The sequence below is a fragment of the Nocardioides sp. BE266 genome, assembly GCF_031457855.1.
In the GTDB taxonomy this organism is placed as follows: Bacteria; Actinomycetota; Actinomycetes; order Propionibacteriales; family Nocardioidaceae; genus Nocardioides.
In genome coordinates this window covers 826,517-852,025 of sequence record NZ_JAURTI010000002.1, presented here as the reverse complement: position 1 = coordinate 852,025, position 25,509 = coordinate 826,517, and the positions used below count along the sequence as shown (strand labels likewise).

The 25,509-nt window shown below is 72.1% G+C and carries 22 protein-coding genes; 2 read left to right on the top strand and 20 right to left on the bottom strand.

The window, feature by feature from the left end; all coding sequences use genetic code 11:
- Positions 1-3: 3 nt before the first annotated feature.
- From treZ to J2X46_RS08390, 11 genes are all read right to left on the bottom strand, one after another.
- Positions 4-1,731: a malto-oligosyltrehalose trehalohydrolase gene (gene treZ, locus J2X46_RS08440; RefSeq protein WP_310249111.1), complete on the bottom strand. Its 1,728-nt coding sequence runs from the start codon at positions 1,729-1,731 to the stop codon at positions 4-6.
- The gene (gene treY / locus J2X46_RS08435; protein ID WP_310249110.1) at positions 1,731-4,031 is read right to left on the bottom strand and encodes a malto-oligosyltrehalose synthase; all 2,301 of its coding nucleotides are present in this window, start codon (positions 4,029-4,031) and stop codon (positions 1,731-1,733) included. The genes treZ and treY overlap by 1 nt, the downstream gene beginning before the upstream one ends.
- On the bottom strand, positions 4,028-6,205 hold the full coding sequence (gene glgX, locus J2X46_RS08430; RefSeq protein WP_310249109.1) for a glycogen debranching protein GlgX: 2,178 nt from the start codon (positions 6,203-6,205) through the stop codon (positions 4,028-4,030). Before glgX ends, treY begins: the two co-directional genes overlap by 4 nt.
- A gap of 92 nt (positions 6,206-6,297) precedes the next feature.
- Entirely contained in the window at positions 6,298-7,572 is a 1,275-nt protein-coding gene (locus J2X46_RS08425; protein ID WP_310249107.1) for a hypothetical protein, read from the bottom strand.
- Between the two features lie 65 nt (positions 7,573-7,637).
- Positions 7,638-8,081, bottom strand: coding sequence for a Tad domain-containing protein (locus J2X46_RS08420; RefSeq protein ID WP_310249106.1), 444 nt, complete (start codon positions 8,079-8,081; stop codon positions 7,638-7,640).
- A complete protein-coding gene (locus J2X46_RS08415) occupies positions 8,078-8,557 on the bottom strand; it encodes a hypothetical protein (RefSeq protein ID WP_310249104.1) in 480 nt (159 codons plus the stop codon). The genes J2X46_RS08420 and J2X46_RS08415 overlap by 4 nt, the downstream gene beginning before the upstream one ends.
- Positions 8,554-8,952 (bottom strand): TadE/TadG family type IV pilus assembly protein, encoded by a 399-nt coding sequence (locus J2X46_RS08410; RefSeq protein WP_310249102.1) that lies wholly within the window; start codon positions 8,950-8,952, stop codon positions 8,554-8,556. Before J2X46_RS08410 ends, J2X46_RS08415 begins: the two co-directional genes overlap by 4 nt.
- Positions 8,953-8,961: 9 nt before the next feature.
- Positions 8,962-9,144, bottom strand: coding sequence for a hypothetical protein (locus J2X46_RS08405; RefSeq protein WP_310249101.1), 183 nt, complete (start codon positions 9,142-9,144; stop codon positions 8,962-8,964).
- Positions 9,145-9,171: 27 nt separating this feature from the next.
- On the bottom strand, positions 9,172-10,113 hold the full coding sequence (locus tag J2X46_RS08400; protein WP_310249099.1) for a type II secretion system F family protein: 942 nt from the start codon (positions 10,111-10,113) through the stop codon (positions 9,172-9,174).
- Positions 10,110-10,964 carry a type II secretion system F family protein gene (locus J2X46_RS08395; protein ID WP_310249097.1) on the bottom strand — a complete coding sequence of 285 codons (855 nt, stop codon included), beginning with the start codon at positions 10,962-10,964 and terminating at the stop codon, positions 10,110-10,112. Before J2X46_RS08395 ends, J2X46_RS08400 begins: the two co-directional genes overlap by 4 nt.
- Positions 10,964-12,259: an ATPase, T2SS/T4P/T4SS family gene (locus J2X46_RS08390; protein WP_310249095.1), complete on the bottom strand. Its 1,296-nt coding sequence runs from the start codon at positions 12,257-12,259 to the stop codon at positions 10,964-10,966. Before J2X46_RS08390 ends, J2X46_RS08395 begins: the two co-directional genes overlap by 1 nt.
- A 185-nt stretch (positions 12,260-12,444) precedes the next feature.
- Here J2X46_RS08390 and J2X46_RS08385 point away from each other — a divergent pair, with 185 nt between their 5' ends.
- The gene (locus J2X46_RS08385) at positions 12,445-13,662 is read left to right on the top strand and encodes a M23 family metallopeptidase (protein ID WP_310249093.1); all 1,218 of its coding nucleotides are present in this window, start codon (positions 12,445-12,447) and stop codon (positions 13,660-13,662) included.
- Positions 13,663-13,686: 24 nt separating this feature from the next.
- Here J2X46_RS08385 and J2X46_RS08380 read toward each other — a convergent pair whose 3' ends face one another.
- The 7 genes from J2X46_RS08380 to ligD (J2X46_RS08350) all read right to left on the bottom strand — a co-directional run bounded on the left by J2X46_RS08380 (position 13,687) and on the right by ligD (J2X46_RS08350) (position 21,701).
- Entirely contained in the window at positions 13,687-16,914 is a 3,228-nt protein-coding gene (locus J2X46_RS08380) for a hypothetical protein (protein WP_310249091.1), read from the bottom strand.
- Positions 16,915-16,955: 41 nt separating this feature from the next.
- Complete coding sequence (locus J2X46_RS08375; protein ID WP_310249089.1) at positions 16,956-18,152, bottom strand: HAMP domain-containing sensor histidine kinase; 1,197 nt, start codon at positions 18,150-18,152, stop codon at positions 16,956-16,958.
- A gap of 2 nt (positions 18,153-18,154) precedes the next feature.
- Positions 18,155-18,844 (bottom strand): response regulator transcription factor, encoded by a 690-nt coding sequence (locus J2X46_RS08370; protein WP_310249086.1) that lies wholly within the window; start codon positions 18,842-18,844, stop codon positions 18,155-18,157.
- Between the two features lie 22 nt (positions 18,845-18,866).
- Entirely contained in the window at positions 18,867-19,013 is a 147-nt protein-coding gene (locus tag J2X46_RS08365) for a hypothetical protein (protein WP_310249084.1), read from the bottom strand.
- Between the two features lie 188 nt (positions 19,014-19,201).
- Complete coding sequence (gene ligD / locus J2X46_RS08360) at positions 19,202-20,107, bottom strand: non-homologous end-joining DNA ligase (protein WP_310249082.1); 906 nt, start codon at positions 20,105-20,107, stop codon at positions 19,202-19,204.
- Positions 20,104-20,790, bottom strand: coding sequence for a L,D-transpeptidase family protein (locus J2X46_RS08355; protein WP_310249080.1), 687 nt, complete (start codon positions 20,788-20,790; stop codon positions 20,104-20,106). Before J2X46_RS08355 ends, ligD (J2X46_RS08360) begins: the two co-directional genes overlap by 4 nt.
- The gene (gene ligD / locus J2X46_RS08350) at positions 20,787-21,701 is read right to left on the bottom strand and encodes a non-homologous end-joining DNA ligase (RefSeq protein WP_310249188.1); all 915 of its coding nucleotides are present in this window, start codon (positions 21,699-21,701) and stop codon (positions 20,787-20,789) included. Before ligD (J2X46_RS08350) ends, J2X46_RS08355 begins: the two co-directional genes overlap by 4 nt.
- A gap of 84 nt (positions 21,702-21,785) precedes the next feature.
- Here ligD (J2X46_RS08350) and J2X46_RS08345 point away from each other — a divergent pair, with 84 nt between their 5' ends.
- Complete coding sequence (locus tag J2X46_RS08345) at positions 21,786-22,727, top strand: Ku protein (RefSeq protein WP_310249078.1); 942 nt, start codon at positions 21,786-21,788, stop codon at positions 22,725-22,727.
- A 374-nt stretch (positions 22,728-23,101) separates the two neighbouring features.
- Here J2X46_RS08345 and J2X46_RS08340 read toward each other — a convergent pair whose 3' ends face one another.
- On the bottom strand, positions 23,102-23,995 hold the full coding sequence (locus J2X46_RS08340) for an alpha/beta hydrolase (protein ID WP_310249077.1): 894 nt from the start codon (positions 23,993-23,995) through the stop codon (positions 23,102-23,104).
- A gap of 18 nt (positions 23,996-24,013) precedes the next feature.
- On the bottom strand, positions 24,014-25,462 hold the full coding sequence (locus J2X46_RS08335; protein WP_310249075.1) for a carboxyl transferase domain-containing protein: 1,449 nt from the start codon (positions 25,460-25,462) through the stop codon (positions 24,014-24,016).
- Between the last annotated feature and the right edge of the window lie 47 nt (positions 25,463-25,509).

Here is a 25,509-nt window from a genome sequence, read left to right as displayed (position 1 = left end):
GCCTCAGCCCAGCAGGGCACCACCGTCGGGCGGCACGCGCAGCGTGCCGCCCTCCGTCGTCACTCCCGAGGGCGTCTCGAACAGGACCGTCCGGTCCCCCACCTCCGTGGCCGCGGGCTCCTCGCCCGCGTTGACCACGACGAGCAGGTCGCCGCGGCGCATCGTGAACAGCCGGCCCTCGACGGTGCAGGACGTGGCGGCGAAGTCGGGGTCGGTGAGCTGCTCGAGGTCGCGCCGCAGCCGCAGTAGCCGGCGGTAGCAGTCGAGCACCACCGCATGGCGACCGGTCGTGCGCTCGTCCCAGTCCAGCTTCGACCGCTCGAACGTCCCGGGGTCCTGCGGGTCGGGGACGACGTCGGGGTCCCAGCCCATCTTCTCGAACTCAGCGATCCGCCCCTCGGCGGTCGCCCGGCCCAGGTCGGGCTCGGGGTGGGAGGTGAAGAACTGGAACGGCGTCGAGGCCGCCCACTCCTCGCCCATGAACAGCATCGGGGTGAACGGCGCCGTGAGCAGCAGGAGCGCGGCGCAGGCCAGCTGGTCGTCGTCGAGGTGCTCGGCGAGCCGGTCGCCCCTCGCCCGGTTGCCGATCTGGTCGTGGTTCTGGTCCGTCACGACCAGCCGCCAGGCCGGCATCCGCGCGGTGTCGACCGGCTGGCCGTGGTCGCGATCGCGGAACGACGAGAACGTGCCGTCGTGGAAGAAGCCGCGCTCGCAGACCTTGGCCAGCGCGTCCAGCGGCTCGAAGTCGGCGTAGTAGCCGGTCGTCTCGCCGCTCAGCGCGACGTGGACCGCGTGGTGGAAGTCGTCGCTCCACTGGGCGTCGAGCCCGTAGCCGCCGGCCTCCCGAGGCTTCACGAGCAGCGTGTCGTTGAGGTCGGACTCCGCGATCAGGGTCAGCGGCCGGCGCAGCTGGGCCGACAGGGTCGCCGTCTCGATCGCCATCTGCTCGAGGAGGTGGACCTCGGAGGTGTCGCTGAGCGCGTGCACGGCGTCGAGCCGCAGCGCGTCGACGTGGAAGTCCTCGAACCACATCCGCACGTTGTCGAGGACGTAGCGCCGCACCTCGGCCGAGCCCTCGCCGTCGAGGTTGACCAGGTCGCCCCAAGTGTTGCGGCCCTCCTTGAGGTAGGGCCCGAACAGCGGGAGGTAGTTGCCCGACGGGCCGAGGTGGTTGTGCACCACGTCCTGGACGACACCCAGCCCGGCAGAGTGGCACGCGTCGACGAACCGCCGGTAGGCGTCCGGGCCGCCGTAGCCCTCGTGGACGGCGTACCAGCCGACGCCGTCGTAGCCCCAGTTGTGGGTGCCGTTGAAGGCGTTGACCGGCATCAGCTCGACGAGGTCGACGCCGAGGTCGACGAGGTGGTCGAGTCGCTCGATCGCGGAGTCGAGCGTGCCGCCCGGGGTGAACGTGCCGACGTGCAGCTCGTAGAGCACGGACCCCGCGAGCTGGCGGCCTGTCCAGGAGGCGTCGCCCCACTCGTACGTCACCGGCTCGTGGCGCGAGAGCCCGTGCACGCCGTCGGGCTGCCGCCGCGACCGCGGGTCGGGGCGCGGGTCGGGGTCGTCGTCGAGGAGGTAGCCGTAGTCGACCGCCGCGTCGGTGGTGGGCACGGGCTCGGCCGGCGCCCACCATCCATCCGCGGCGCGGGTCATCTCGACGACCTCGCCGGCCAGGGTGAGCCGTACCCGCTCGGGCCGCGGCGCCCAGACGTCGTACGGGCCGCGCATCAGTCCTTCCTCACCAGGAGGGCGACGGGGTGCGTGGCGAGCAGGTCGGCGAGGTGGCCGTCGGTGTCGACCCCGGTGAGCACGTCGTGCCAGCGACCCGGCGGCAGGTCGAGCCGGGTGTCGCGCCAGCCGCCCGCGGCTGCGAGCCCGACCGGGAGCCGGGTCGCGACGGTGATCGAGCCACCGCGGTCGAAGGCGATGACGTGGCCGGCGGCCGCGCCCGTTGCGCTGACCGGCGCGTAGCCGCTGAACAGGTCCGGCCGCTCGCGGCGCAGGGTGAGCGCGGAGCAGGTGACGTGGAGCTTGTCGACCGCGTCGTCCGTCGCCTCACCCGCCAGCACCGCGGTGCGGTGATCGAAGTCGACCGGCCGGCGGTTGTCGGGGTCGACGAGCGAGGTCTCCCAGAGCTCGCTGCCCTGGTAGACGTCCGGCACTCCCGGCATGGTGAGCGCGACGAGCTTCGCGGCGATCGCGTTGGAGCGGCCGGGCTCCTCGACCCGGGCGGCGAGGTCGGCCAGCACGGCGCGCACCTCGTCGGAGTCGAAGAGTGCGTCGACCGCGGCGTGCACCGCCGCCTCGTACGTCTCGTCGGGCTCGGTCCACGTCGTACGGTCGCCGGCCTCGCGCATCGCCTTCTCGGCGTAGCCGTGCAGCCGCTCGCGCAGGTCGGGCAGGTGCTCGGGCGTCCACGCGCCGAGGACTGCCTGCCAGAGCAGCGAGCCGAAGCCCGGGTCGGGGACCGGTGCGAGGCGGAGCAGCTCGTCGAGCGCCCGCTCCCAGTGGCCGGGCTCCTCCGCGAGCACGGTGATGCGGGCGCGGACGTCCTCGCCGCGCTTGGTGTCGTGGGTGGAGAGGGTGACCATCGCGTCCGGCCAGTCGCGCTGCCGCGCGGCCATCGCCTCGTGGAAGGCCTCGACGCCGATGGCGAAGATCGACGGGTCGCCGCCGACCTCGTTGAGCGACGTCAGCCGCGACCAGCGGTAGAAGGAGCAGTCCTCGACGCCCTTGGCCATCACCATGCCGGAGGTCTGCTGGAAGCGCCGGGCCGGCTGGCCCCACTCGTCGTGCAGCACCGGCTCGAGGACGTCGTACGTCGCTGCGAGATCGGGGCGCTCCGCACGCGCGCGGGCGAAGGCCTGGTCGAGGTGGTCGCGGCCCTCGGGGAGGTAGGAGCGGTAGACCGGGAAGGCGGCCAGCAGCTCGCCGAGGGCGTCGGCGACCTGGTCGTCGGTGGGTCTCGATACGCCGCCTCGTTCCTCGGCGGCTACTCGACCAGCCAGGTGAGCTGCCACCTCGCGGGTGATGCGCAGGACCTCGGAGTGCAGGATGCCGTCGGCGACGGCGCGCTTGTTGTCGTGGACCATCCGCTCCCAGTCGACCGTGGTGCCGCGCAGCCGGTCCTCGAGCGCAGTGAGGGGCGCCTCGCCCGCGGGATCGGTGAGCACCCGGTCGACCAGCGCGAGGGCGTCGTAGCCGGTCGTCCCCGACGTCGCCCAGTCGGTCGGAAGGTCCTCGCCCGGCTCGAGGATCTTCTCGACCAGGACGTAGGCGCCACCGGTGAGGGCGGCGAGGTCGTCGAGGTAGCGCCGCGGGTCGCGCAGGCCGTCGGGGTGGTCGACCCGCAGGCCGTCGACGAGGCCCTCGTCGAACCACCGCTTGATCTCCACGTGGGTCTCGGCGAAGACCTCGGGGTCCTCGACGCGCACCGCGGCGAGCGTGTTGACCGCGAAGAAGCGGCGGTAGTTGAGCTCCTCGTCGGCCGCCTTCCAGTGGACGAGCTCGTAGTGCTGCTCCTCGAGGGTGGTCGTGCCGGGCGCGAGCGGGAAGCGCTGGTCGTGGTAGCGCACCTCGTTCTTCGTGACCCGGATCGAGCCCTCGTCGTCGTCGCCGACCACCGGGATCACGATCTTCCCGTCACCCGCGGCCCAGTCGACGTCGAAGGCGTTCGCGTGCTCGGACTCGCGGCCGAGCTTGAGGACGTCCCACCACCACGGGTCCTCCTCCGGCGTCGCGACGCCGACGTGGTTGGGCACGATGTCGACGAGCACGCCCATGCCGAGACGCCGCGCCTCCGCGGACAGCGCGGCCAGCCCCTCCTCGCCTCCCCGCTCGGGGTCGACGTGGTCGAAGGCGACCACGTCGTAGCCGTGCGTGCTGCCGGGCTCCGAGGCCAGCAGCGGCGAGAGGTAGACCCAGTCGACGCCGAGGTCGTGGAGGTACGGCAGCACCGCCGCGGCGTCGTGGAGGGTGAAGTCGGGGCTGACCTGGAGGCGGTAGGTGCTGTGCGGGCCGCGCTTCACGGCGCCTCTGTTCCCGCCGGGGTGCTCAGTGATGCGGCCACCGAGCGGTCGGTCTCCTCGGGCTCGGCCTCGACGTGCTGGCGCAGGACCAGCGTGGACCGCTCCCCCATCGGGAGGGTCGTCCCGGCGGCGCACGTGCCCCGGTCGTCGGCGACCCCGCCGGTGTCGATCAGCACGTCCCACGCGTCGGCGTACTCAGCCGGGGGCAGGGTCACCTCGCACGGCCCGTCGGCGTTGAAGAAGAGCAGGAAGTGGTCGTCGGTGACCGGCTTGCCGCGGGAGTCGCGGGTGTTGATGGCGTCGCCGTTGAGGTACATCCCGAGCGACTTCTGGCCCGACTCCCAATCGCCGTCGGCCATCGCGCGGCCGTCGGGGTGCAGCCAGACGATGTCGTCGAGGCCCGACTCGTCGGCCTGACCGGTGAAGAACTGGCGGCGCCGGAAGGTGCGGTGCTCGCGGCGCAGCCGGGAGACAGCGGCGGTGAACTCGACGAGGCCGGCGTCGGCCTGGTCCCAGTGCACCCACGTCAGCTCGTTGTCCTGGGCGTAGCCGTTGTTGTTGCCCTGCTGGGTGCGGCCGAGCTCGTCGCCGTGCAGGAGCATCGGCACGCCCTGGCTGAGCAGCAGGGTGGTGATGAAGTTGCGCTGCTCGCGGGAGCGGAGCGCGTTGACGTGCGGGTCGTCGGTCGGGCCCTCGACGCCGTGGTTCCACGAGCGGTTGTGGCTCTCGCCGTCGTTGTTGTCCTCGCCGTTGGCCTCGTTGTGCTTCTCGTCGTAGGACACCAGGTCGCGCAGCGTGAAGCCGTCGTGGGCCGTGACGAAGTTGATGCTCGCGAAGGGGCGTCGGCCGGAGTTCTCGTAGAGGTCCGAGGACCCGGCGACGCGCGAGGCGAACTCGCCCAGCGCCGGCTCGCCGCGCCAGAAGTCGCGGACCGTGTCGCGGTAGGCGCCGTTCCACTCCGTCCACTGCGGCGGGAAGCCGCCGACCTGGTAGCCGCCGGGCCCGATGTCCCACGGCTCCGCGATCAGCTTGACCTGACTCACGACCGGGTCCTGCTGCACGAGCTCGAAGAAGGTCGAGAGCTTGTCGACGTCGTAGAACTCGCGGGCCAGCGTCGCGGCGAGGTCGAAGCGGAAGCCGTCGACGTGCATCTCGGTCACCCAGTAGCGCAGCGAGTCCATGATCAGCTGGAGCGAGTGCGGGTGCCGGACGTTGAGGGAGTTCCCGGTGCCGGTGTAGTCCATGTAGTACTGCAGGTCGTCCTCGACGAGGCGGTAGTAGGCCGCGTTGTCGATGCCCTTCATGCTCAGCGTCGGCCCGAGGTGGTTGCCCTCGGCGGTGTGGTTGTAGACCACGTCCAGGATGACCTCGATGCCGGCCGCATGCATCGCCTTGACCATCGCCTTGAACTCCTGGACCTGCTGGCCCAGGCCCTTCGTCGCGGCGTAGGACTCCTGCGGGGCGAAGAAGCCGATCGTGTTGTAGCCCCAGTAGTTGCGCAGCTCCTTCTGCACGAGCGCGTCGTCCTGGACGAACTGGTGCACCGGCATCAGCTCGATCGCGGTGACGCCCAGCCGGGTCAGGTGCTCGACCACGGCGGGGTGGGCGATGCCGGCGTACGTCCCGCGCAGCTCGTCCGGCACGTCGGGGTGGAGCTGGGTGAGGCCCTTGACGTGCGCCTCGTAGATCAGCGTCTCGTGGTAGGGCGTGCGCGGGCGGCGCTCGCCCTCCCAGTCGAAGAACGGGTTGATCACCACGCCGAGCATCACGTGGTCGAGCGAGTCGTCGTCGTTGGTCGTCTCGGGCTCGTCGAACTGGTAGGAGAAGACCGAGGGGTCCCAGTCGTACTCCCCGACCGTCGCCTTGGCGTAGGGATCGAGCAGCAGCTTGTTCGGGTTGCAGCGCAGGCCGTTGTCGGGGTCCCACGGCCCGTGCACGCGGTAGCCGTAGCGCTGCCCGGGTTGTACGCCGGGCAGGTAGGCGTGCCACACGAACGCGTCGACCTCGGTCAGCTCGACCCGGGTCTCCTTGCGCTTCTTCTTGTTGCGCGGGTGGTCGTCGACCAGGCACAGCTCGACGCGTTCGGCGACCTCGCTGAAGATCGCGAAGTTCGTCCCGCTGCCGTCATAGGTGGCACCGAGGGGATAGGCCGATCCGGGCCAGGTCTCCGTCATGCTTCGACGCTACTGGCGACTCGCGGGTAGCCCCCGATCGCGTCCATCCGGCGGGGTGGAGTGAGTGACGACCTTCACCCCGCCGGACCAGGTCAGCGGCGGACCTTCTCCGTGCGCGGGGTGCGCACCGTGACCGGCTGGTAGGACGGCGCGGAGGCCGTGACCTCCACGGTCAGGCGCTTGCCCTTCTGCTTCTTCGTCAGCTTGAACCACTGGCGGTGGGCGTTCTTGATGACCTTGCCGTTGGCGTACCAGACGTAGTCGAGATCCTGCGGGTACGGCGTGAAGGCGCCCTTGGTGACCCGGACGACCTTGCCGACCCGCAGCTTGCCCTTGACGGTGGGCAGGGTGGTGTTGGCGATGACCGGCAGCGGCGCCAGCGTGATGGCCGGGGTCGCAGCAGACCACGCAGTCGCGGAGATCCAGCCGGCACCGTGGGTGCCGGTGGCCTGCACCCGGATGGCCTTGCCGAGGTCGGCAGCCGTCGGGACGTACGTCGGGCCGGTGGGGTCGTCCGCAGGCGAGGTGTCGTCGCCGACGACCCACCGGTAGGTCACGGTCGTGTCCGCCGGCGTCCAGCCGGAGGCGGCGGTCAGCGTCTGGCCGACCTGCGGCGTGCCTGAGATCGTCGGCACGCTGGCATTCGCCACCACGCCGCCGAGGTGCGCGTCGATGTGCGCATCGGTTCCCGAGAACACCGCGATGGGCACGGATCGCGTGGCGCCGGTGCCGTAGTCGGTGAAGTCGAGGCGGTAGGACGCCTCTCGAACACCGGGGATCGAGTAGGCGCCGTCCACGATGTCGTAGCTGCCGACCCTCATCCAGGAGGCCTGGGCGTAGCGCCACCACAAGTCGACGCGACCGTCTTGCACGGGGGTGATGGCGCCGACCGTGACGCCGCCGCTGACCTCTGCGCCGGGCTCGAGGGATGCGTCGATGTCCTCGGTCACGCCGCCGTCGGTGACCGGGACCCACTGCGCGCCCGGCGCGCCGGCCACCGGGGTGATGCTGTCGTCGTAGTACTCCGTCGCCCAGACGCCGTCGGGATCGCGGAACCCGACCTTGTAGTAGGGGTCGGCGTCGATGCCCTCCAGCAGGTAGGTGCCGTCAGCGCCGGTCGTGTCAGTGTCCACGACGACGTCGCCGGTGGAGGGGTTCAGGTCGTAGACCGTGACCTCGATGCCCGCCAGAGGTGCGTCCGTGTCGTCGGTGACGACGCCGGTGATGCTTCCCGGGTCGGCCGCGGAGGCCGCCGGGACCGGCGCGAGGATGCTGAGCGCGAGGGCGGCTCCGGCCGCAAGTGCAGGTCCGCGGCCGCGCCGCAGGCTCGTTCGGACATGGCTGGTGAAGGGCTTCCCCGTGGTCATGGGCGGATGCTAGGCCACGCGAGACGCTGTAAAGGCAACCTTGGCAGAATCACTCGAAAGTCGGTCTACTCACCCGGCTCCACGGTGACCGCGGCCGTGCTGCTGGCCGCCACCCGCGGGCTGCTCGGTGACCCGGGAACGGTGAGCGGGAGGTCGAGCGGCGCCTCGAGGCGGACCGTCACCGACCGGCCGGCCGGGTCCACGCGCACGCCGACGTCGACGCCGGGGAACCTCCGCGCGGCGCCCGCCCGGGCGAGGTAGTCCTGCACCGCGGCCCGCACCGCCTCGTCGCGCTGGGAGAGGCGGCCCTCCCCCAGCCCCTCCTCGTAGATCCCGGACGAGCCGAGGTCGGCGCCGTAGAGGGCGGCCCCGTCGGCGAGGTTGTCGAGCCCCTGCCGCTGGAGGTACGCCGCGGACGCGTCGATGACGGCGACGATCGCCATCAGCAGGATGCCGGCGAACCCGATGATCAGCAGCGTGACCTGTCCGCCCTCGTCGCGGCGCCTCATCGCTCCGGCTCCGGGTCGGTGTCCTGGTCGTCGTCATCGGATGTGCTCTCGACGTACTGCCCGATGGGCACCGTGTGGGTCGCGTCGAGGGAGAAGGTCGCGGCTCCCTTGCCCACGATGGCCGGGAAGAACGGCAGGTCGACGCCGGAGTCGACGCGCACGGTGATGACGGCGGTGCCGACGTGGCAGCTGCCCTCCGGCGACTCGCACGAGATGTCGACCCGCGCCTGCTGCCCCGGCGTGCCCTGGTCGGCCAGCACCTGCTCGACGACGGCCCGCGCCCGCCGCTCGCCCGTCGCGTCGTCGGGGGCGAGTGCGTACGCCCGGCCGGCGGCACGTGCAGCGGCGGTCGTCGCGAACGCGCCGCGCTGCACCTCGAACACCGACATCACGACCCAGATCAGCGGGACGAGCAGGATGATCGCCAGCCAGCTGAACTCCACGAGCGCCGAGCCCGACTCGTCACGCCGCCTCACGGCTGCGCCTCGCTGGTCTCGGCCACGGCGTGTCCAGCCACGCGCACGTGCACGCCCGGTCCGCCCAGCCCCAGCACGCCGACGTCGGCCTCGACGACGGCCTCGTAGCCGGGCGCGCCTCCGACCAGCGCCGGGCGCACCGTCACCGACCGGACGAACTCCTCGGAGAGCGCGCCGTCGACGAGCTCCTGCACCTTCGCCTGCCCGGCACCCGCCGAGGAACCGGCGACGGCCGCGTGGCGGGCACCTTCCGCGGCAGCCGAGGCGAGGGTGTTGCGGACGTGGAGCACGAGGGCGAGCTGGAGGATGCCGACCACGAGTGGGAGCAGGACCAGCAGGACCATGACGAAGTCCACGACTGCGGCTCCGCGCTCACCGCGCGAGCGACGCGACACGCGGCTGCCTCAGCCGCTGACCATCGCGAAGGCCCGCTCGAGCAGGCCGCGCAGCTCGTCGCCGACGAACGGGGTGAGCGCCGCGACCACGATCGCGGTCATCAGCGTGACCATGACCCAGCCGGGCACGTCGCCGCGCTCGTCGCGTTCGCGGCCGGCCGCCGGGAGGTGGGTGAGGAGGAAGTGCTGCATGGGTGTGTCCTTTCGTGTGGAAGCGCGTCAGGGCGTGGTCAGCCGCAGGCCGAGCACGCCGGGGTAGAAGGCGAAGAGGATCGTCACGGGGAGCACGAAGAACACGACGGGCGCCATCATCGCGATCTCCTTGCGCGCGGCCGTCTCGATGAGCAGCCGCCGCCCTGCTTCCCGTACGTCGGCAGCCTGGGCGTGCAGCACGTCGGCGAGCGGGGTGCCGCGCTCCATCGCGACGGTGATGCCGGTGGCGAAGCGCGCGACGATCGGCAGGCCGGTCGTTCGGGCGAGGGACTCGAAGGCCTGGCCCACGGGCTCGCCGGTGCGCACCCGGCCGAGCACCGCCGCGAGGTCCTGGGAGAGCGCGCCGTTGCTGCGTCGGACGACGCGGTCGAGCGCTGACACCGGGCTCTCCCCCGCCGCGACCGACAACGCGAGCAGCTCGGCGATCGTGGGGAACTCGGTGAGGATCTGCCGCTCGCGCACCTTCACCTGGGTGCTCAGCCGGTTGTCGCGCATGAAGACGCCGAGGACGAAGCCGAGCACGCAGAACACGAGCGCGGACCCGGGACTGCCCACCCCGCCGAGGGTGCGAACGAGGCTGAGCCCGGCGGCCGCGCCGAACCCGACCAGGCCCCACAGGACCTGCTCGATGCGGAACTCCTGCACAGTGCGGTCGATGCCGGCGCGCTCGAGGCGGCGGCGTACGGACGAGCTGCCGCCCATCACCCGCTCGACGACGTCGGCGGCCGAGCGCAGCACCGGCCCGAAGATGCCGGCGGCTGCCGAGGTGGGCGAGGAGGACGAGGTGCGGAGCACCGGGGCCTGGTCGCGTAGCGGCAGGTCGCGCAGGAAGGGCAGGACCCGCTCGGAGAGCTGGGGTCGGCGCAGCACGCTCACCCGGAGCACGACGAGCACGAGCCCGGAGCCGCCGATCGCGCCGAGCAGCGCGCCCCACACGAGGGTGCTCACGACAGGATCCGCTTCTCGACCGGCAGCCGACCGATGCGCATCATCGCCCAGTAGGCGACGACACAGACCGTGAAGCCGACGCCGAGGACGAGGACGCCGCCGGGCGAGGCGTAGTGGCGGATCGCGCTGGTCTGGAACGACATCAGCAGCAGCACGATCCAGGGGGCGGACACCGCGAGGCGCGCGCCGTTGATCGTCCAGGCCTGCCGCGACTCCAGCTCGGAGCGGGTGCGGGCGTCGTCGCGGAGGAAGCCGGAGAGGTTGCGCAGCAGGCGGCCGAGGTCGCCACCGCCGACCTCACGCGCGAGCCGGAGGCCCTCGACCACGCGGTCGCCGACGGGGTCGGCGAGCCGGTCCTTGAGCCGGTCGAGGCACTCGCCGAAGCGCCCGGTGACCTGGTAGTCGAGGGCGAACTGCGCGAAGTCGCGCCGCAGCGCCTCCGGCCCGGTGGTGCCGAGCGCGGACACGGCATCGGGCAGCGAGAGCCCCGCACGCACGGCGCTGGCCAGGTTGTCGACAGCCTCGGGCCAGACCTCGGCGAAGTCGCGCAGCCGCCGTGTGGCCCGTTGCCGCAGCACCAGGATCGGGGCGTACGACGCCATCGCGGCGAAGGCGAACGAGATCGGTGCGGTGCGGGACACGGCCTGCACGAGCGCGAAGACGACCGCGAAGAGCACCGCGCACAGGGTCACCACGCCGGCCGGCGTCACGTCGCCCAGCCCGGCCCGGCCGAGCAGCCGCGCGAGGGCGGACGGTGCGCGAGCCTCCTGCCGCGGCGCTCGCGGCAGCGCGAAGGCTGCCCACACCAGCATCAGCCCGACACCGACGCCGAGCCCGACGAGCGCACCCATCAGGGCTCACCCGGCCCGCGGTCGGCGGCCAGCACCTGGTGCACGTCGATGCCGACGCGCTCGTAGCGATCGGTCCGGGCCGGAACCCCGCCCGTACGCCGGAGCCCGGCCGCATCGCGCACGAAGATCGGCTCGACCTCGATCACGTCGGCCTCGACCCGACCCGGCACGGAGACGATCTCGTTGACCCGCCGGGTGCCGTCGGCGTCGACGCCGAGGTGCACCACGAGGTCGACGGACGTCGCGACGGTCGGGACCACGAAGCGCGCCGAGATGTTGTCGCCCGCGAGCAGGGGCAGAGTGCACATCTTCACGAGGGCCTCGCGGGCGCTGTTGGCGTGGAGCGTGCACATCCCGGGCAGGCCGGAGTTGAGGGCGAGCAGCAGGTCGAGGCACTCCGCGGCGCGCACCTCGCCGACGAGGATCCGGCTCGGCCGCATCCGCAGCGCTTCCTTCACCAGGTCGCGCAGCACGATCTCACCGGTCTGCTCCAGCCCGGCCTGACGGGTCTGCATCGCGACCCAGTCGGGGTGGCTGAAGCGCAGTTCGAAGACCTCTTCGGCGCTCACCACCCGTTCGCCACCGGGCACGGCAGCGGCCAGGCAGTTCAGCATGGTGGTCTTGCCGGCCTGGGTGCCGCCGGCGACGAGGATGTTGAGGCCGGCCCGCACCGACGCCTCGAGGAACCGGGCGGCCTGCGGCGTCAGGCTGCCGAGGGCGACGAGGTCGGACAGCCGGTGGGCGCGCAACAGGAACTTGCGGATGTTGACCGCGGTGAAGCCTCGGGTGATGCCCTCGAGCACGACGTGGAGGCGGTGGCCCTCGGGCAGCATCGCGTCGACGAACGGAGTGCTGATGTCGAGGCGCCGCCCGCTCGACTTGAGCATCCGCTCGACGAGCTCGTTGACCTGTGCCGCGTCGAGGCGGAGGTTGGTCAGCTCGTGGCGCCCGCGCCGGGCGATGAAGACCCGGCTGGGGTCATTGATCCAGATCTCCTCGACCTCGGGGTCGTCCAGGAACGGCTGCAGCGGGCCGAACCCGGCCACCCGGGCGACGAGCTCCCCGACCATCGCGCCGTCGTCGGCGACGGGCGCCACGGCGCCGGTGAGGCTCAGCTGGTCGTGGTCACGAACCACGTCCTCGGCGATGCGGCGTACGACGACCGCCTCGCGTTGCGGGTCGACACCCTCGCGGCGGACCCGCTCACGCAGCTGCCCGTCGAGCTGGCGCACGAGGTCGTCGTGGGCATCGGGCCGCGCGAGCGCGGTCGCGCGATCCAGCCGATCTGTGGCCATGGTGGTGCCCCTGCTTCCCGAGAACGTGCACCGGTGACGCTACCCAGACTCGAGCGGCACAAACAGAGCCCAGGTAAAGGTTGTGGACAACCGCCCGGCCGCGCACCGGTCTAGCGCTGCTCGACGCCCGGAGGCGTGGCGCGCACGATGGAGGACCCGAGATCTCGAGGCACGAGGGAGCGGACATGGGCGACATCGCGTTCAACACGGTCTGGCAGCCCGGCACCGGCACGCAGTGGGTCAAGTGGGGCATGACCGACGACGAGTTCAAGGCCCACGACGCCGTGTTCTTCCACCAGGGGCTCCGCGTCACCTCCCTCGCCTTCCACGAGGGCAGGATCGCCGCGGTCTGGCGCCCCGGCACGGGCACCCAGTGGGTCAAGTGGGGCATGACCGACGACGAGTTCAAGGCCCACGACGCGAACTTCTTCCCGCAAGGCCTGCGCGTCACCACCTTCGTCCTGCACGGCGACCGGATCGCGGCCGTCTGGCGCCCCGGCACCGGCACCCAGTGGGTCAAGTGGGGCATGACCGACGACGAGTTCACGGGCCACGACTCGGTCTTCTTCCCCCAAGGTCTGCGGGTCACGTCCCTGTTCATGCGCAACGGGCGGATCGCCGCCGTCTGGCAGCCTGGCACCGGCACCCAGTGGGTCAAGTGGGGGCTGTCCTTCGGGGAGTTCGCCGCCTTCGACCGGCAGTTCTTCGCCGAAGGCCTGCGGCTGACCTCGCTGTGGAGCGAGGACGGGAGGTACGCCGCCGTGTGGCGCCCCGGCTCCGGTGAGCAGTGGTGGAGCTCGCGCCGGTGCGAGGTCGACTTCTCGACCGAGGACGGCGCCTACTTCCCGCGCGGCCTGCGGATCGCGTCCCTGGGCGCGCAGGATGACCCGTTCGGCGCCTACAAGTACCCGTGGAAGGGCGGCGACTCGCGCCGCGTCGGCCAGGGCAACAACAGCACCCCGCCCGACTCGCACACCGGCGTCCAGGCCTGGGCGTTCGACTTCGACATGGACGAGGGCACCGAGGTGCGCGCGGCCCGCTCGGGCACGGTCGAGTGGGTGCAGGAGAGCCTGACGACCAACATCAGCCCGAGCAGCACGACCGTCCCGGCGGACTCCCGGGACTACTGGGGCAACGTCGTCCGGCTGCGCCACGCGGGCGGGTTCACCAGCTGGTACTTCCACCTCAAGCCCAACGAGGTCCGGGTCAACGTCGGCGACGTGGTCGCGCAGGGAGACGTGCTCGCCCTGTCGGGCAACACAGGGCGCTCCTCCGGCCCTCACCTGCACTTCCAGGTGCAGGCCGACTCGACCGACTGGGGCAGCTCGGTCGCGCACACCTTCGGGGCCGACTGCCAGCAGCCCGCCACCGGCGACACCGTGACGTCCGACAACGCCGGCTGAGCGTCGTACGGGAAATCGTGGCCGTCAGGGCTCGGGCAGCGGCTTGACCTGCCCGATCTCCCAGTCGGCCTCCTCGACGAGGGTCTCCCGCAGCCACGTGCACACGACGCCGCGGTACTCGGCCGTGTGCTGGTAGCCGCTGTGCGTCGCGACGGTCGGGCCGGGGTCGCCGGCGCGCCGCGGCGGCACTTCGGGCGTCACCACGTCGTGGGTGGAGTCCTCGTCGGAGAAGACCCGCCAGCCCAGCGGGTCGGCGCGACGGAAGAAGTTGTACCAGCCGTCCTCTCCGAGCAGGTCCCACAGCGTCCTGGGCTCCTTGCCGGGCGGGTGGGGATGGTACGTCGTGAGCAGCCGCGGGGCGTCGGGCCGCGGGTCGTTGAACTTCGGCGCGCCGTCGGTGGGGTCGTAGCCGAGCACGTCCGGCCCCAGGACGCACGGGAAGACGCGGCCGTAGAGCGCACGCAGCTGGCTGCCGTAGGTGACGAACGTGACGCCCTTCAGCTCCTCCTCGTCGAGCCTGATGAGGGTAGCCGCCGCGATCAGCGATCCCTGGCTGTGGCCGGAGACCACCACCGATGCGCCGTGCTGGCGCGCCCAGCGGATCCGCGTGGACAGCTCGGGGACCACCCGCTCGGCGTAGCAGGGTGGGCTCAGCGGGTGGGCCGCGCGCGGCCAGAAGGTGGTGAGGTCCCACAGGATGCCCACGGCCTTGCGGGTCGCCTCCGAGCGCCGGACGTAGCTGCTGAGGAGCACGAAGCCGGCACTCAGACCCAGCACGACGTAGAGCGAGACGCTGGCGAGCAGGTGCGGGAGGTCGCTGCGCCAGTCGGGGAGCAGCGTGCTGACCAGCACGTTGGGCGGCATCCCCGTGGCGGACAGGCACAGCAGGAGCAGGACCGACGCCACCGTCACGCCTCCCAGCAGCTCCAGCAGCCGCTCGGCACGGTGGGCGTACGCCGCGCGCAGCCGCTTGCGGCGGATCTCGTTGCGCGACTCCGTCGGCACACCGTCGAGGTGCGCCAACAGCTTGATCCGGCCGTAGACCCGCGCCTTGAGCTGGATGAAGCAGCCCGCGGCGACGAGGGCGGCCAGCAGGGCCCACAACACCTGGACGATCGGAGCCCAGATCAGCACCTGTGGCACCACCAGCGGCGTCGTCGGAGGGTCGGCGACCGCGAGGCGGATGCGACCCCCGGGCGCCACCACCAGCTCCTGCGACTTCACGGGCACCTCCGCAGCCGACTCGAACTGGTCGGTGTCGGGGTGGCACGAGGGCGGCGGATCCATCGACGACGCGACCCAGCACGTGTCGATGACCTCCAGCGTGGTGTCTTCGAGGCCGAGCACACCCGAGTAGACGACGGTGTCCCGCAGCGGCTTGGTCAGGTCCACCGCGGCGAGGACCTCGGCACGGTCGACCACGATGACGCCACGCACCAGCTGCGCCGGCCTCTGCGGCGACGACGGCAGCACCACGATGCCGTCACGCAGCACGGCCCCCTCCGAGAGCCGGATCGTGTCGTCCCTCGCACCGGCAGTGGCGTTGGTCGGCGCCGTCGAGTCCCGCACGGTCTCCCAGTCCGAGGTCAGGTCCGAGACCGACTGGTCCGGGCCGTTGAGGTACTCCGCGGCCGCGGTCACCGCAGCCGTGGTGAACAGCAGGGCGATCCAGCCCGCGGCGCCGATCAGCACCGCCGGGGCACCGCCGTACCAGGCCTTGGCCCACAGCCGGCGGCTCGGACGCGCCTGCCGCCACTGCCACCTCAGCATCCACACGAAGAACCCGATCGCCAGCAGGAGGGCACCGCCCAGCAGGAGCGCGACCTCGACGCGCTCCGTGACGCCCTCCCTGCGCACGCTCACCCAGGCGGCCACGATGACCGCGATGACGAAGAGCGCGATCGTCGCGATGGCTCCTCGCGGCTTCATCCGTCCCGCGGCGAAGACCGCGATGTTGACCGCGGACAGGGCGACGAAGGTGCCGATGAACCACAAGTTGTGGCCCCACCAGCCGATGCCCGAGTTCCAGTCGACGCGCGACCGTTCGGCCACCGAGGGCGAGGCGAGCCAGGCGAGCTGCGTGAGCACGAGGACCACCGACAGCCGCATCAGCCACGGCGCCCAGACGTCGTGCGGACCCTTCTCGTCGACCCGGGGCCCGAAGTACTCCACGTCCTGCGGGTGCAGCCGCGCCGCCGCGACGAAGCAGGTCAGCAGGATCGCGAACCCCGCCACGGCCCACGGGTTCGGGTGGCCCGTGACCTTCCACTGCTGCACCCCGAGGTACGCCATCAGCGTCGCGACCGCGGCGGCCAGGTGGATCGCCTGCAGCCTCACCGTGCGCCGGGTCGAGGACCAGAACCGGGCCAGCTGCAGCAGGTGGGCGTCCCGGACCTGCTCCACCTCGCCGTCCCCCATCACCCAGGCCCAGAACCGCCGCAGGCGGGACCGCTCGTCGGCCGCGGGCGTGCCGGCCGGCGCAGCGGTCGGACCGGACGCCGGGGTGGGGACGCTCGCTTGCTCGGCCGCCCGCGCGGCGCGGGCCCGCTCGGCCGCGTCCCGCTCGGCCCTGGCCCGGCCGAGCTCGTACGGGTCGGTGGACGCCTCGTAGCGGGCCAGCGTCTGGCGGGAGAGGAACCACATCAGCCCGATCGCCGCGAGCGGCACGAGCGAGGCCACCGCAAGCCGCTGGCTCGGCGCCAGGATCATCATGAAGTCGAGCCGGTCGGGCAGCACGTCACAGCTCTTGGTCCCGCCCCGGTAGCACTGCCACGCGACGAGGTCGAGGGAGATCAGGCAGGTGGTCAGCACGATCAGCATGGTGAGCAGCAGGGCTGCCCAGCGGACCGCACCAGCGCCCCAGCGACCCGTACGGGTGTCCGTGCCGACGTGCAGGCGGGCCCAGTAGGCGAGGTTGACGAGCGCGAAGGGCAGCAGGCCCAGCCAGAGGACCCGCTGCACCCAGCCGAGCGCTCCGCGGACCGCCGAGGTGAGGGCACCCCAGGAGTACGCCTCGACCGCGTGCCCCGGGCGGAGCTCACGTCGCGGGAGCTCGCCCCCGGCGCGGAAGACGCCGGTGATGCCGTCGCCGGCGACCTGGCGAGGGTCCTTCACCCCGAGCATCGAGGCCGGCGAGGTGCCGTGCACGCCGTGGACCCGCAGCTCCAGCGCGGCGCGCGGCTGCGACCCCGGGGCGTGCGGCACGTCGTTCCCGAGGTCCTGAACCCTCCTCCATGGGGCCAGGGTGCCCATAGGGGCATGGTGGCCCTCCTGTGACGCTTGGTAAAGAAGCGTCAGCGCCGGGGCAGCAGGATGTCCAGACCACCTGCGAGGGCGTCACCCTCCCAGCGACCGCCCAGCACCTCGGTGATCGAGGCACCCCGGTCGGCGTCGGGGCGTTCGGACGGGGGCGTCTTCTGGGGCCGCGCGGTGACCGAGATGCGGACGTGGCTCTCCTCGGCCTCGAGCCGGACCGTCACCGGTCCGGTGCCGTGTGCGCACACGTCGGCGAGCACGCTGTCGAGGACCTGCTCCACCGGTCCGGGGAGGACGGTGAGGTCACCGCCCTGCTCCACCCGGGTCCGGACCTCGCACGTGTCGGGCAGCCGCTGGCTCCACCGGCGCTCGAGGGCGCGCGCGAGGTCGTGCAGCGGCACCGTCGTACGACCGAGGAGGCCGCGGCCGCGACCCGCGTCGACCAGCTCGCCGATGGTGTCCTGCAGCCGCATCACACCGGCCAGGCACCGCGTGAGCGCGAGCCGGGTGTCGTCGTCGAGGTCCCGGCCGACCAGCAGCTCGTCGAGCTCGAGTCGCAGCGCGGTGATCGGGGTGCGCAGCGCGTGGCTGGCGAGCTCGGCGTACTCGCGGTTGCGCTGGAACTCGTGCTCGAGGTTCTGCGCGCTGGTCTTGAGGGCCGCGCCGAGCGCGACGACCTCGGGGATGTTCGAGTCGGGCAGGTCGATGTCGAAGCGCCCCCGGCCCAGCGCCTCGGCGTTGCGGGCCAGCGCGGCGAACGGCTCCGAGAGCCGGCGCGCGATCACCAGCCCGAAGCCGATGGCCAGCAGCACCGCGACCAGCATGATGCCCACCAGCGAGACGACGAGGTCCTGCGTGCTCGCCCGCACGTGGGCGTCACTCTGCAGCGCCACCACGGTGGTCTCGCCGACGGTCCTCCTGACGAGCAGCTGCTCGCCCCGGACGTCGTCGTCGCGGAACTGGTCGCCCGTCGCGGTGAGGTCGGGCGAGTTGGGGTGGCTGACCGTGAGCCGGGTGTCGGTGTCGGTGAGGTCCTGGAGCTGGAGCGACGACACAGGCAGCCCGCTGTCGAATCGCCGGTCGAAGACGATCGCCACCTGGGTGGCGTGCTCGCCGAGCGTGTCGAGCTCGTCCTCGCGGACCGAGTGGGAGAGCCACACGCCACGCACGACCCCCACCAGCACCAGCAGGGCGAGGGTGAGCCCGACGAAGGCCAGGGTGAGCCGTTCGCGCACCCCTAGCTGCCGGTCTCCAAGCGGAAGCCGACGCCTCGGATGGCGACCACCCGCTCACCCGCGTCGGCAGCCTCGAGCTTGCTGCGCAGGCGACCGATCGTCACGTCGAGGGTCTTGGTGGAGCCGTACCAGTTCTGGTCCCAGACCTGGTTCATCAGCGTCTCGCGGGGCACCACCTTGTCGTGGTGGGAGGCGAGGACGGCCAGCACGTCGAACTCCTTGGCGGTGAGCGCGATCTCCTTGTCGCCCAGGTGCACGCGCCGCGAGGCGGCGTCGATCCTGAGGCCGGAGGAGGTGACCACCGTGGTGTCGTCCTTCTCGACGTGGGCGCTGCGGCGCAGCAGCGCGCGCACCCGCGCCAGCAGCTCGGCGAGGCCGAACGGCTTGGCGAGGTAGTCGTCGGCACCGACGTCGAGGCCGACGACCCGGTCGAGCTCACCTGCGCGGGCGGTCACCATGATGATGCCGCCGAGGTAGCCACCGGATCTCATCTGACGGCACACGTCGATGCCGTCCATGTCAGGCAACCCGAGGTCGAGGATCACCACGGCGGGTCCCTCCTCGACGACGAAGGTCACCGCGTCCGCACCGCCCGAGACTCGGCTGACGTCGTAGCCCTCACGCTCCAGGGTGCGCATCAACGGGAGGGCGATGTCTTCCTCGTCCTCAACCACCAGTACGTCGTGCGCCATGCGAAGGAGCATAGAGGGGCGATCAGCGGGAGGTGGAGGGAATCTCCATGTCGACCTGCTGGGAGACCGACGTGTGGACCGGCTCGGCCGACCCGGCGCCGCCCGATCCGACCACGACCGAACCAGCAGCCAGGATGACTGCGACGGGGATCAGGGCGATGCGGGACATGGGTCAAGACTCTTGGTCGGCGATCCACAGCCGATCCTCGATGGGGTTACCCCGAGGTAAAAGAACCCGGACTCTTTCCCACAGTTTTCGGGCCCGTTCGGGCGCAATTCAGCGCCATTCGACGACTTTCGGGCGGGAACGGGCAGGAATCCGTCGCGCAACGGGCATCCGGTCGGGTAACAGGCGGGTCACGCCTCGAACACGTCACCCAGCTCGGCCACGCGTTCGAGCACCTCGTCCATCGTGAGCTGGTCGAGCGCCAGCTCGTCCTCGGCGCCCTCCTCGACCTCGGCCCAGGTCAGCGGGGTGGCCACCGTGGGCCGCTCACGACCGCGGAGCGAGTACGGCGACACGGTCGTCTTGGACCCGGAGTTCTGCGACCAGTCGAGGAAGACCTTGCCCGGCCGCTTGGCCTTGGTCATCACGCTCGTCACCAGGGCGGGGTGCTCCTGCTGGAGGGCCTCCGCGACCTCCTTCGCGAGGGCGGTGGTGCCTTCGCTGTCGAGGCTGCCGTCCACCGGGGCGTACAGGTGCAGGCCCTTGCTGCCGCTCGTCACCGGCGTGCAGGTCAGGTCGCGCGCGGCGAGCGCCTCGCGGACGAGCAGTGCCACCTGCGCGCACTCGTGGAGCCCGGCGGGCTCACCCGGGTCGAGGTCGATGACGAGGCGGTCGGGGTGGCGTGGGGTGCCGTCGGGCTCGACGGTCCACTGGTGGACGTGCAGCTCGAGGGCGGCGAGGTTGGCCAGCCAGGTGAGGGTGGCGAGGTCGTCGCAGATCGGGAAGCGCAGCGTGCCGTCCCCCTTGCCGGTGCGCGAGCCGGTGGTGGGCACCTCGGCCGTACGCACCCACGACGGCGTGCCGGCGGGTGCGTTCTTCTCGAAGAAGCTCGCCTTCTCGACGCCGTGGGGCCAGCGGATCCGGGTGACCGCGCGGTCCTTCAGGTGCGGCAGGAGCACCGGGGAGACCTGGGCGTAGTAGTTCAGCACCTCGCCCTTGGTCGTGCCGGTGCGCGGGTAGAGGACCTTGTCGAGGTTGCTGATCGTCAGGGTGCGGCCCTCGACGTCGACCTGGACCTCCTGTGCGGCCGGGCTCATCGACCGATCCCGATGACCGGGACCCGTGCGGGGTCGAGCACCGTGACCAGCTTCCGGATGACACGTCGCGGCGCGCTCACGCAGCCGGCGGTCGCGCCCCGGCCGTTGACGTGCAGGAAGATCCCCGACCCGCGGTGGCGCACCTGCTCGACGTTGAAGTCGGTGACGATCGACCACTCGTACGGCCGTGGGAAGTCCGTCAGCCGCTCGGAGGAGTTGGCGTCGGAGGACGGCAGCCACCAGCGGAAGCCGCCGTCGCGCTGGTTGCGCAGCCGGTTGTAGTAGGGCGAGCGGTTGTCCTGCACCCAGAAGTCGCCGCGGCGGATCCGGTGGTGCGGCAGCGCCGCGCGCGGGTCGGTGCCGTGGGTGCCGAAGGTGGAGGTGAGGCCGTAGGTGCCCAGCGGGGTGGTGCCGCTCCCCTGCCTGCGGCGGTCACCGTCGACCAGGCCGCCGTAGCCGGTGCGGCCGTCGCGGGTGGTGAGCCCGCGCTTCCAGCCCGCGTCGGTGAGCCGCCACAGCGAGACCGTGGCCCGCACGCCGCGGGTGTGGTCGACGGTGACGACCTGGCTCGTGCCGGGGCGCAGCTCGACGCGGACGCCGCCGAGGGTGACGCTGTCGGCGTGGGCGGCGGGTGCGGCCACCAGGAGGCACGCTGCGGCGAGGAGGGTGGCGAGCGTCTTCACGAGAGGTCCTCAGGAGTCAGGTCGGTGCGCACGCCCTGGTACGACGGCTGGCGCAGGCGCTCGTAGCCGAGGCCGTGGGTGTCGATGTCGACGACCACGCGGGGCTCGACCCAGAACGTGCCCTCGGCGTCGACGCGCGGCACCTCGTCGGCGAACGGGTTGGTCTCGCTGGTCAGCGGCGCGAGGAGGTCGGCGAGCTTCTTGCTGGTCAGGCCAGCGATCCCGCTGCCCACGCGACCGCGGTAGAGGAGCCCGTCGGCGGTCTGCTCGCCGACGAGCAGCGCGGCCAGCCGGTTCGTCGTACCGACCTGGGGGCGCCAGCCGCCGACGACGAACGACCCGCGGTGGCGGTGGGCGAGCTTGCGCCAGTCCTCGCTGCGCTGGTCGAAGCGGTAGCGCGACGTGCGGCGCTTGCTCACCACGCCCTCCAGCCCCTGCTGCAGGGTGGCGGCGAACAGCATGTCGCCGTCGTCGTACGCCGCCGGGACCTGCCACCTCGAGTCGGCGAGCGGCAGCTCCTCCAGCAGCGCACGGCGCTCCTCGAGCGGCCGGCCGGTGAGGTCCTCGCCGTCGAGCCGGAGCAGGTCGAAGACCATCAGCGTGGCGGGCACGCTCTTCACCAGACGCGCGACCTCCTTGGCGTTGCGCAGGTGCATCCGGTGCTGGAGGGTGCGGAAGTCCGGGACCCCGCGCTCGTTGAGGGCGATCACCTCGCCGTCCACCATGATGTCGCGGTCGCCGAGGGGCGGGTCGCTGAGCTCCGGCCAGGCGGCGGTGACGTTGTTGTCGTTGCGACTGGTCATCCGCGCCACCCCGTCACGTACGTCGACCAGCACGCGCACGCCGTCCCACTTGACCTCGTGCAGCCACTGCGCGCCGGTCGGCACGCGGTCGGTCTTGCTGGCGAGCATGGGGCGCACGCGGGCCAGTCTGGCATCCCCGGGTCCCCCATCTGGAGGGAGACGTGTGTCTGATGTGACGGCTATCGTCGTGGCATGCGAGCGATCTGGAAGGGTGCCGTCTCCTTCGGCCTGGTCAGCGTCCCCGTCAAGCTCTATGCCGCCACCGAGAGCCACGACGTGTCCTTCCGGCAGGTGCACGCCAAGGACGGCGGGCGGATCAAGTACCAGCGCGTCTGCTCCCTCGACGGCGAGGAGGTGGCCTACGCCGACATCGCCAAGGGCTACGAGACCGAGGACGGCGAGATGGTCATCCTCACCGACGACGACATGGCCGAGCTGCCGTCGACGTCGTCGCGCGAGATCGCGGTGGAGAAGTTCGTGCCCCGCGAGCAGATCGACCCGCTGCTGTTCGAGAAGTCCTACTACCTCGAGCCCGAGGGCCAGGGCGCCAAGCCCTACGCCCTGCTCCGCCAGGCTCTCAAGGACGCCGACCGGATGGCTGTGGTGACCGTGGCGCTGCGCCAGCGCACCACGATCGCCGTGCTCCGGGTGCGCGAGACCGAGGCCGGCGAGGTCATCGTTCTCCAGACGATGATGTGGCCCGACGAGGTGCGCGTGCCCGACTTCAAGGTCGAGGTCGACGACGCCAAGCCGGCCGAGGTGAGGATGGCCCACATGCTCGTCGAGACGCTCGCCGGCGACTTCGACGCCACCGAGTTCGAGGACGACTACGCCGGTGCCGTCGAGGCCCTGGTGAAGTCGAAGATCGAGGGCGGCGAGATCAAGCGCACCGAGACCTCCACCAAGACCTCCGGCGAGGTCGTCGACCTGCTGGCCGCCCTCCAGAAGTCCGTCGCCGCGGCGAAGACCGCCCGGGGCGAGGAGGTCGACGAGGCCGACGACGAGAAGCCTGCGAAGAAGACCGCGGCCAAGAAGTCGGCCGCCAAGAAGGCCCCGGCGAAGAAGGCTGCCGCCAAGAAGTCGACGGCCAAGAAGACCGCCGCGAAGAAGACGGCGGCCAAGAAGGCCAGCTGACCGCCCGTATCTGGGCGGTGATCCACCTCCCTTTTCAGCGTACGAAATGTGGGTGGGCCACCGCCGGGCTGCGGACTCGCACCGCCACGCCCGTGGGCGGTGATCCACCTCCACTTCCGACGTACGAAATGTGGGTGGGCCACCGCCCGAGCTGCGGACTCGCGCCGCCACGCCGGTGGGCGGTGATCCACCTCCCTTTCCGACGTGCGGAATGTGGGTGGTCCACCGCCCGAGCGGTGCGTGAGGAGGATTCGACCGCCGCGGAATCCCCCTCACGCACCGACCGTGGGCGAGTCGGGGTACGAGATGCCGTCGAGCGGTGGCTGAGGGGGATTCGAGAGCCGCGGAATCCCCCTCACGCACCGCCCGCGCGGTCAGAGCCCGGCGATCGCGCGCAGGTCGGCGAGGATCTCGTCGATCTTCGCGACGAGGGAGATGTGGCCCTCGTCGTCGTAGAGGTGGGCGCGGGCGCCGGGGATCGAGTCGGCCAGCCACTGACCGTGGGCGAAGGGCACCATCCGGTCGCGGGCGCCCTGCCACACCGCGACCGGTACGGCGATGGAAGCGAGGTCGAAGCCCCACGGCTGCACGATCTGGAGGGTGTCCTCGACCATGCCGCCGGGGCCCTGGGCCACGGCGTGGTTGAACGACGCCGCGACCGACGCGCCGATCTCGTCGGACAGCGCCGCGGCATCGACCTCGTCGACGAGGTCGCCCATGGACGCCACGATGTCGGCCGCCGTGACCGTCGCCAGGTCGGCGGCCTGCTCGGCGGCGATCGGTCCGTAGGACACGCGGCCCTGGCGCGCGGCCTCGAAGTCCCGCACGTTCTCCTCGCCCATGCCGTCGGCCCAGTCCGCCGAGTCGGCGGGCGCGACGCCGGCCAGCGTCGCGGCCGCGCGGCAGCGCCCCGGGAGCAGCGCGGCGCAGGCCAGGGCGCGCGGCCCGCCGCCCGACCAGCCGAGGGTGACGAAGTCCCCCATCCCGAGGTGGTCGAGCAGGGCGGCCGTGTCGTCGGCGTCGGCGGCGATCGGCACCGGCCAGGCGTCCGGGACCGGGCGCGGCGTCGAGGCGCCGTACCCCGGCCGGGAGTACGTCACCAGGTGCAGGCCCGCGCGCTCCGCAGCCGCCCAGATGAGCGGGTCGACGACGGCGGCGCTCGGGGTGCCGGAGTGGTAGGCGAGCGGGAACCCGCCCTCGTCGCCGCCGGTCAGGAACTCCAGCGCGCGTCCGTCGGGAAGGGTCAGCGACTGCGCTCCGGAGGCCATGCCCGATCGTGGCACGGCTCAGGAGGCGTGGGCCACCGGCGCACGACCCGACAGCTCGCGCAGCCGGGTGCCGATCTCGGCAGCCACGGCGACGGCGAGGTCGCGGGGCGACTCGCCCTCGACCTCGGGCACCACGTGCTGGACGACCCCGTCGGCGAGCAGGTCGGCGGCCCGGACGCGCTGCCGGGTCGCCATCTCGGCCGCGTGGTCGACGTCGCCGTGCACGATCAGGCTCGCGCCCTCCGGCGGCAGCGGTGACAACCAGGCGTGCTCGGTGGCGATCACCGACTGCGCCGGCAGGAAGGCGAGCGCTCCTCCCCCGCAGCCCTGGCCGAGGATGACCGAGACCGTGGGCGCGGTCATCGTGGTCAGGGTCGCGATGCAGCGGGCGATCTCGCCGGCGATGGCGCGTTCCTCGGCCTCGGGCGACAGCTCGGCGCCGGGGGTGTCGATGATGCTCACCAGGGGCAGCCCGAGCTCCTCGGCGAGCCGCATCCCGCGCCGTGCCTCGCGCAGCGCGCCGGGCCCCATCGCGTGACCGGGCACCTGGCGCGACCGGTCCTGGCCGATCACCACGCACGGCTGGTCGTCGAGGCGGGTCAGCGCGACGAAGACGCTGGAGTCGCGCTCGCCCTCGTCGGTGCCGCGCAGCTGGAGGGTGCCGGTGGCGCCGTGGGCGAGCAGGTCGCGCACCCCCACCCGGTCCGTACGACGCGTGCGCTCGATGCTGTCCCACGCGGTCCGGTCGCCGATCGGGCGCGACGCCCGCACGGGCAGGCGGCCCGGGCCGGGCGCGTCGACGAGCACGGCCAGCGCCTGGTCGACCATGTCGGGGAGGTGTTCCGCCGCGACGACGCCGTCGATCACGCCGGCGGCGGCGAGGTTCTCCGCGACCTGGACACCCGGCCGGAACGGCCGGCCGTTGAGGCCCTCGTAGACCTTCGGGCCGAGGAAGCCGACGAGCGCACCGGGCTCGGCGACGGTCACGTGACCGAGCGAGCCCCACGAGGCGTAGACCCCGCCGGTCGTGGGGTGCCGCAGGTGCACGAGGTAGGGCAGCCCGGCGGCTCGGTGGTGCATCAGCGCGCGGGAGATCTCGGCCATCCGCACGAAGGCGGGCGTGCCCTCCTGCATCCGGGTGCCGCCCGAAGCGGTGCTGGCGAGCAGCGGAAGGCCCTCGGCCGTGGCACGTCGTACGGCAGCGGTGATCCGGTCGGCCGCGACCCTGCCGATCGAGCCGGCGAGGAACCGGAACTCGTTGACGACCACGGCCACCGGACGGCCGCGGACCTCACCCCGGCCGGTCAGCACGGACTCGTCGGTGCCGGCCTTCGCGGCCGCGGCCTCGAGGGCGGCGCGGTAGTCGGGGTCGGCGTACGACAGGTCGACCGGCTCGTCCCACGAGGCGAAGGTGCCCTCGTCGAGCACCAGGTCGAGCAGCTCGCGTGCCGTGAAGCGTTGACTCATCACGGGGTCCCCGCGGCGTTGTTCGGGGGATCGCAGCGGAGGAGAAG